At 60.6% G+C, this 7,991-nt stretch carries 6 protein-coding genes; 4 read left to right on the forward strand and 2 right to left on the reverse strand.

Annotated elements, in window-relative coordinates:
• The 4 genes from AAC083_RS13405 to AAC083_RS13420 all read left to right on the forward strand — a co-directional run.
• The coding region (locus tag AAC083_RS13405; RefSeq protein ID WP_108536849.1) for a methyl-accepting chemotaxis protein at nucleotides 1–926 on the forward strand (926 nt) is incomplete at its 5' end.
• A 166-nt stretch (nucleotides 927–1,092) separates the two neighbouring features.
• Entirely contained in the window at nucleotides 1,093–1,539 is a 447-nt protein-coding gene (locus AAC083_RS13410) for a GNAT family N-acetyltransferase (RefSeq protein WP_108536850.1), read from the forward strand.
• Between the two features lie 190 nt (nucleotides 1,540–1,729).
• Entirely contained in the window at nucleotides 1,730–4,627 is a 2,898-nt protein-coding gene (glnE, locus tag AAC083_RS13415) for a bifunctional [glutamate--ammonia ligase]-adenylyl-L-tyrosine phosphorylase/[glutamate--ammonia-ligase] adenylyltransferase (RefSeq protein ID WP_108536851.1), read from the forward strand.
• 264 nt (nucleotides 4,628–4,891) lie between these two features.
• Nucleotides 4,892–5,986, forward strand: coding sequence for a type I restriction endonuclease (locus AAC083_RS13420; protein WP_108536852.1), 1,095 nt, complete (start codon nucleotides 4,892–4,894; stop codon nucleotides 5,984–5,986).
• A gap of 56 nt (nucleotides 5,987–6,042) precedes the next feature.
• Here AAC083_RS13420 and AAC083_RS13425 read toward each other — a convergent pair whose 3' ends face one another.
• Both AAC083_RS13425 and AAC083_RS13430 read right to left on the reverse strand, forming a co-directional pair.
• Complete coding sequence (locus AAC083_RS13425; protein WP_108536853.1) at nucleotides 6,043–6,777, reverse strand: SDR family oxidoreductase; 735 nt, start codon at nucleotides 6,775–6,777, stop codon at nucleotides 6,043–6,045.
• 142 nt (nucleotides 6,778–6,919) lie between these two features.
• The coding region (locus tag AAC083_RS13430) for an AsmA family protein (protein WP_146181671.1) at nucleotides 6,920–7,991 on the reverse strand (1,072 nt) is incomplete at its 5' end.

Genomic DNA, 7,991 nt, shown 5'->3' on the forward strand with positions numbered 1-7,991 from the left:
ACAAGGTGCTGCTCAAGTCCCGCGACGAGTTCGGCGACATCGCCAAGGCGGTGGCCCACTCGCAGGAAAACCTCAAGCAGGTATTCGGCACCCAGCGCGTCGCTTGCAAGGAGATCAACGACATCGCCTCCCAGGTCACCCTTTGCATGGAAGAGGCCAACGAGGCCATCAGCGAGGAGTTCACCCAGATAGAACAGTTGGCCAGCGCCATGAGCCAGATGGTGGGCGCCATTCGCGAGGTGGCCGCCCATGCGGAGCAGGCCTCCCACGCCACCGCCGACAGCAGCCTGCTGGCCGAAGAGGGCAGCCGCTGCGTGGCGGCTACCGTCAGCACCATAGATACCCTCTCCGGCAACATCCAGCGCTCCGCCACCGTGGTCAACGAGGTGGAGCAGGGAGTCGAACAGATTGGCTCTGTCGTGGATACTATTCGCGGCATCTCGGAACAGACCAACCTGCTGGCCCTCAATGCCGCCATCGAGGCTGCCCGCGCCGGTGAGGCGGGTCGCGGCTTTGCCGTGGTGGCGTCAGAGGTACGCGAGCTGGCTAACCGGGCCCAGGCCGCCACCGTCGAGATCCAGAAGATGATCGAACAGTTGCAGGGCAATGCCCGTCAGGCTGCCGAGCTGATGGCCAAGAGCGTGCAACAGGCCGACAAGGGGGTGGAGCAGGTGACCCAGGCCGGTGATCAGCTCGCCACCATAGTGCTGCGGGTACAGGGGGTAGCCGACATGAACCGCCACATCGCCGCCGCCTCCGAGCAGCAGAGCTCGGTGGCCGAAGAGATGAGCGGCAACCTGGAGCAAGTCAAGCAGGTGGTGGAAGGATCCGTGGTCGTCCTGCGGGAGCTGCAGGAAGCCTCCGAGCTGGTGGAACACCATAGCCAGACCCTGGATACCCATATCCAGGCTTTCAAACTGGCCTGACGGGCATTACCTCGCAGACCGGATACAGGAGCAAACGGCTCATCACCGCCAGACCCTGGACAGTACTCATCATCCAGGCTTTCAAACTGGCCTGAGACCGCGATTTGAGTAAACTGGAAGGCCCCGCGAGGGGCCTTTCTTATTCATGTCACGGCAAGGAGCCTGGATGCAGCACCCACAAGATCACTCCCAACTGGAGATCAGCGACGACAAGGGACGGCTCGACGTGCCCTTGATCCACCAATTTTTGTCCGAGGAGGCCTATTGGTGCCTCGGTATTCCACAGGCGACGGTACAGAGAGCCATCAACCACTCTCTCTGTTTCGGTGGCTACGTGGCAGGTCAGCAGGTGGCCTTCGCCCGGGTCATCACCGACAAGGCAACCTTCGGCTATCTGGCGGATCTATTCGTGCTGCCCGCCCATCGTGGCCGGGGCCACAGCAAGACGCTGATGACGGCTATCCTGGCTCACCCGCAATTGCAGGGGCTGCGGCGCCTCAGTCTGGCTACGTCGGATGCCCACGGCCTCTATGCCGGTTTTGGCTTCGTGCCACCGCGCAAACCGGCCAGCCTGATGGAAAAGTACGATCCCGAGATCTATCAGCGATCCTGACCAGAGATCGCAGCGCTCGCCGGTTCATGCCGTACACCCCTGCGCTGTGGCGCAGGGGTGAGACTGTGCACGGTGAGGGTACCTGCGACCAGCTCGCCCATCGCACTGTGCCGAGCCGCTCGACAGTGCTAGATTGGCTGCCAGCATTTTCATTCACCCTGCAGACCCGTTAACCACAAGGACGGCAACCGTGGCCCAGCATTTTGCTTCTCTCCCAGCATCAATCTCCGCATCTATCACCTCTTTCCCGCCCTTGCTGCAAGAACAGGCCGAGCGCCAGTGGCAGCGGCTGGTCGAGCTGGCCCCCGACTATGGCAACCTGCCCAAGCCGGTTCGCCAGACCCTGCTGACCCTGCTGGGCCTCTCCGATTTTGTCGCCGATTCCCTCTTCAAACAGCCGGAGTTGCTGACACAACTGCTCGCCTCCGGGGATCTGGAGCGGGCTGAACGCTGGCCCGCCTACCAGCGCGATCTGACCGCCCTGCTCGCCGAGGTGAATGATGAAGAGGCGCTCAAGCGCATCCTGCGCCAGTTCCGTCGCAGCCGCATGCTGGTGATCGCCTGGCGCGAGCTGCTGGGCCACGCCGCAGTGGAAGAGAGCTTTATCCATCTCACCAAGCTGGCGGATGCCCTCATCTGCTCAGCCCGCGACTGGCTCTACGCCAAACAGTGCAGCGAGCTGGGCACCCCGATGGACGGCAATGGCAACCCGCAGCCGCTGCTCATTCTCGGCATGGGCAAGCTGGGCGGGGGCGAGCTCAACTTCTCCTCGGATATCGACCTTATCTTCACCTTCCCCGAGAACGGCTACACGGTCGGCGGGCGGCGCGAGCTGGCTAACCAGCCCTTCTTCATCAAGCTGGGCCAGCGGCTGATCAACGCCCTGCACCAGCCCACCCAGGATGGCCAGGTGTTCCGGGTCGATATGCGGCTGCGCCCCTTTGGCGATGCGGGGCCGCTGGCCATCTCTTTTGCTGCCATGGAGGATTACTACCAGCACCACGGCCGCAACTGGGAGCGCTACGCCATGGTCAAGGCACGGGTGCTGGGGCCCCAGTGTGCGCACGCGGTCGAGCTGGCCGAGATGTTGCGCCCCTTCGTGTTTCGCCGCTATATCGACTTTGGCGTCATCGACGGCCTGCGCCAGATGAAGGCGATGATCGCCGCCGAGGTGCGCCGCAAGGGGCTGGAGGGCAACATCAAACTGGGGGCTGGCGGCATTCGCGAGGTGGAGTTTATTGCCCAGGCGCTGCAACTTATTCGCGGTGGTCGTGAGCCTGCGCTGCGGGTGCGCCACCTGCCGGAGGCACTGGCCGCCATCGCCCGGTGCGGCGCCCTCGAATCCGCCCATTGCGACCGCTTGCTGGATGCCTATCGCTTCCTGCGCCGGGTGGAGAACATCCTGCAGGAGATCGGCGATCAGCAGACCCAGACCCTGCCCACCGAGGAGCGGGATCGCCAGCGGCTGATCGCTGCTCTGGGTTTTGGCGACTGGGGCGCCGTTATGGCCCATCTGGATGAAGAGATGGCGGCCGTCCATCAGGAGTTCGCCGCCGTGGTGGGGGAAGAGAAAGAGGCCCCCGCCCATCTGGAGCAGCTCTGGCTCGATCTCTGGCGCACCGAGCTCGATGCCGCCGAGCTGGAAAAATTGCTGACCGCGCAGGGGGTGGCCGAGCCCGCCCCGCTCTGCGCCGCCCTGCTGCGCTTCAAGGAGGAGTACAAGCGCCGTCAGATCGGGCCGCAGGGGCGCATCGCGCTGGACTGGCTGATGCCGGAGCTGCTGCGACTGGTGGTGGCCAGTGAGCAACCCGCCCGCCTGTTCGAGCGGGTGTGCGCGCTGCTGGCCCGCATCTTCACCCGCAGCGCCTATCTGCAGCTGCTGGCGGAAAACCCGGGTGCCCTGCGCCAGCTGGTACGGCTGTGTGATGCCAGCCATCTGGTGAGCGAGCAGCTTGCACGCTACCCCATTTTGCTCGATGAGCTGCTCGATCCCCAGCACCTCTACCACCCCACCCCGCTCGATCAGTACAAGCCCCAACTGCGCCAGTTCCTGCTGCGCATCCCCGAGGAGGATGTGGAGCAGCAGATGGAGGCGCTGCGCCAGTTCAAGCAGGTGCAACTGCTGCGCATCGTGGCAGCCGACATCGCCGGCGCCCTGCCGCTGATGAAGGTGAGCGACCACCTCACCTGGCTGGCGGAGGCGATCACCGAAGAGGTGGTCAATCAGGCGTGGACCCAGATGAGCGAACGCTACGGGGTGCCGCCCGAGGTGGCGTTAAGCGGCCAGCGCGGCTTTGCGGTGGTGGCCTATGGCAAGCTGGGCGGCATTGAGCTCGGCTACGGCTCGGATCTCGATCTCGTCTTCCTGCACGGCGGCGATCCCAACAGCTATACCGATGGCCGCAAACCCATCGACAGCCGCCAGTTCTACCTGCGTCTGGCCCAGCGGATCCTGCATCTGTTCAGCACCCGCACCCCGTCCGGGATCCTCTACGAGATCGACATGCGGCTGCGCCCCTCCGGCGACGCTGGCCTGCTGGTCTCGTCGCTTTCGGCCTATGAGCAATATCAGCAAAACGAAGCCTGGACCTGGGAGCATCAGGCGCTGGTGCGGGCCCGACCCATCTATGGCGATGACACCATCGTTGCCGAGTTTGCCCGCATCCGCCGCGATGTGCTGGCCAACGCGCGGGAGCTGCCGACCCTGGCCCGCGAGGTGCGCGAGATGCGCCACAAGATGCGGGATCACCTGCTCAAGGCGGGGGCCGGCGAGTTCGACCTCAAGCAGTCCCCCGGCGGCATGGTGGATATCGAATTTATCGCCCAGTATCTGGTGCTGGCCCACGCCTGCGGCGAGCCCGAGGTGCTGACCCGCTGGTCCGATAACGTGCGCATCTTCGACGAGTGCGTGCTGGTGGGCGTACTCACACTGGAGCAGGCGGAAGGGCTGAAACATGCCTATCTGGAGATCCGTAACCTCGGCCATCGCCTCAACCTCTCGGAGATCTCCCGCAAGGTGAGCGACGACCAGTTACTGACCGAACGGGGCCATGTGCTGGCGGTCTGGCAACTGCTGTTGGGGGAGTGAGATACAACACTGCCGGATCAACGAGAAAGGGGCGCTTGGGCGCCCCTTCTAATATAAATGCCTGCTATAAGCTCATTTTTTCTTCACATAACACTCAATAGCGGTGAGCTAGATCCTGTTTCAGGCACACCAGCCTTGGAATCGTATGGCACTTTGCTGAATATACGCAGAGATAAGCTGTGTCTATGACCTCACCTGATTTTGGCCAGATATGATAGGTGAATATCGACTCAACAATTCCAGTCCCAACGCAGAGAGGCAAAAATGGATTTTTCAGAGCAGCTACAGAGTCTCGCCAAAAAGATTGCTCAACAGTCATCGATGATCACAACCGAAGAAGCAACTAAAAACGCGTTTGTTATGCCATTTCTCAACCGTGTACTCGGTTATGATGTGTTTGATCCTACGGAGGTGATCCCGGAATTCACCGCAGATACAGGCATCAAAAAAGGGGAAAAGGTTGACTACGCCATTCTCAAAGATGGTCAAGTGCAAATCCTGGTCGAGTGCAAGAAATACAGTGAAAAACTCTCTGCTAAGCACTCAGGCCAACTCTTTCGTTATTTTTCAGTTACTAATGCTCGAATCGGCATTCTGACCAATGGGGCACAATATGAGTTCTATACAGACCTTGATGCGCCAAACAAAATGGATGAAAAACCATTTTTAACGCTCGATCTGGAAGACATTGATGAACACATTGTGCCTGAGGTATTGAAACTAACCAAAACCTCTTTCGATGTTGAATCTGTTGTCGATGCCGCTGGCGAACTAAAATACCTAAGCCAGATAAAAAGACTGCTAGCCGAACAATTTGGCTCACCGGAAGAAGACTTTGTTAAGTTTTTTGCATCCAGAATCTATGACGGTGTGCTGACCGCAAAAGTCAAACAGTCCTTTACCGATATCACCAAGAAGGCGCTTAGCCAATTTCTGAATGACAGTATCAATGCCAGATTGAAATCTGCGATTGGTAGCAGTGTCAGCGCCTCAGCTATCCAACCGGCATTGGATAGTGATCTATCAAGTGACAACAATAATACCGAAGGAGGTTGTGAGGAGAAATCAAAGGTCGATACAACAATTGAAGAGATGGAAGGCTTTAATGTCGTCAAGGCGATTCTGAGACAACAATTTGATGTAACCAGAATCGCGGCAAGAGACACCCAGAGCTATTTTGGCATCCTGCTCGACGATAATAACCGTAAGCCGCTTTGCCGGTTACATTTCAATTCGAAGCAAAAATATCTTGGATTATTTGACACCGATAAAAAAGAAACCCGGTATCCCATCTGCTCTATCGATGAAATATTCACTTTTGCCGACCAGTTACTGACTGCCACTGCCGTCTACGAATAATCTTGGTTTGGGGGCGGATTAATTCCGCCCCTTTCAACCCAGTCTGCGCCAGATGCCTATCGCCCCCCGGCAAGGTCGATGAAGGTGCCAGTGACGTAGGAGGCGTCGTCCGACAGCAACCACGCAATAGCGGCGGCCACCTCGGCCGGTTGACCACCCCGCTGCAGCGGGATCTGGTTTTTCACTCTCTCCACCCGATCGGGTTCACCGCCGTCAGCATGCATCTCGGTGTAGATAAAGCCAGGGCGTACCCCGTTGACCCGGATCCCCTGCGCTGCCACCTCCAGCGACAATCCTCTGGTCAGCACGTCTATGGCCCCCTTGGAGGCGGCATAGTCCACGTATTCACCCGCCGAGCCCAGGCGAGCGGCGGCCGAGGAGACATTGACGATAGCGCCGCCCGCCGTCATGCGCCGCACCGCCTCCCGGCAGCAGAGAAAATAGCCGGTCACATTGGTGGTCAGGGTCTTGTTGATGCGCTCGGCGCTCATCTCAATCACCTTCATCTGGGGCTGCAAGATGCCGGCGTTGTTGACCAGATGGGTGATCACCCCGAGTCGCGCATCCATCTCCTCAAACAGGCGCACCACCTCGGCCTCGACACTGATATCCGCCTGCACCGCTATGCAGGCGACCGGATGTTGCGCCCGGATCTGCGCCACCAGCGCCTCGGCAGCTTGCCGGTCACGCCGATAGTTGATGCAGAGGTGATAACCCTGCCCCGCCAGATGGCGGGCTGTGGCCGCCCCTATCCCCCGGCTGCCACCCGTGATCAGCACATGTTTGTTCATGGACGCTCCTTGTCCACTGTCTCTCTGACTGACCCGGATAGTACCCCATCTTTGATGGCAAAGCCGCGATCCGACACCTTGCTGGCCTGCAGCAAAGAGCCCGCACTGGGCGGGCTCTGAATGGTAATGAAAGGGGGGATAACTACTTGAACAACCCCTTGAGCAGTTGATCGGCCACTCCCCTGACGCCTTCGCTGTCAGCCTTGTCCCCCAGCAATTTTTTCAGGCCACGCTCGGCCTCCTTGCGGGCCTTCTCCTCCAGTAGCTTGTTGTTGCCGAGCAGCGCCTTCACGTCGAGCCGGTAGCTGGGAGCCTGCCAGTGGCCACCGATGCGCACCGGTATGGTGATCTCTTTGAGCTCATCCACATCCTTGCCGCCCTGGCCCTTGCTGCTCTCGACGATGGAGGTGAGGAACAGGAAATCCAGGGTTTCCGGCACCAGAGCTGTCTGACCCTCGCCCTTCACCCGCAGGGCCGGAGCAAACAGCTGGATGTCGTCGGTACGGGCCACGCCGTTGGCAATCTGGAAGCTGGCGATGAAGGCACTGAAGTCGGTCTTACGGGCCTCTTTGACCTGCTCGACCCCCTTGCCGGTCAGGGTAGCCCGCGCCTCGCGGATCATCTCCGCCAGATTGATGCCGTGCAGGGCACCATCGCTCAACTTGAGGCTTACCTTGCCCTGCATCTGGCTGCGCAGCGCCTGCTCAGACAAGCCACGGCCCTGCACCTCGACCTCGAGATCCCCCTTGCCCTCGAGCAGATCGCTCTGGGCCAGAGTTTGCAGCAACGGGCGCACATTCACCCCCTGCACCCGCTTGTGTATCTGGTAGCGGGCTGGTTGCTGACGGGCATCGAGCACGCCGTTTGCAGTTACCTGACCACCGGCCACGCCGGCGCTGAACTGCTTGAGGCTGAGCTGGCCACCCGCCAACGCCAGTTGCAGATCGACGGCGCTCAAGTCCAGTCCCTTCAGCCGCAGGCTGCCCAATTGCAGCCGACCGGCCAGATCAAACGCCTTGAGCGCGCTCAGATCAGGCTCCAGCGCCGACAGCGCCTGGGCCACCTTGGCGGGGGATGTACCCTTGTCTGCCGTCTTCACGGGCGCCGAAGGGGTCGACGCTGCGGCTTGGGCCGCTGCCGGTTTGCCGAGCCAGGCGTCGAGATCCAGCTTCTCCCCCTTGAGGTCGAACTCAACCCCGGGCACGGCCCCGAGC

Source organism: Aeromonas sp. HMWF014, from assembly GCF_963878295.1.
Classification (GTDB): Bacteria; Pseudomonadota; Gammaproteobacteria; order Enterobacterales; family Aeromonadaceae; genus Aeromonas; species Aeromonas popoffii.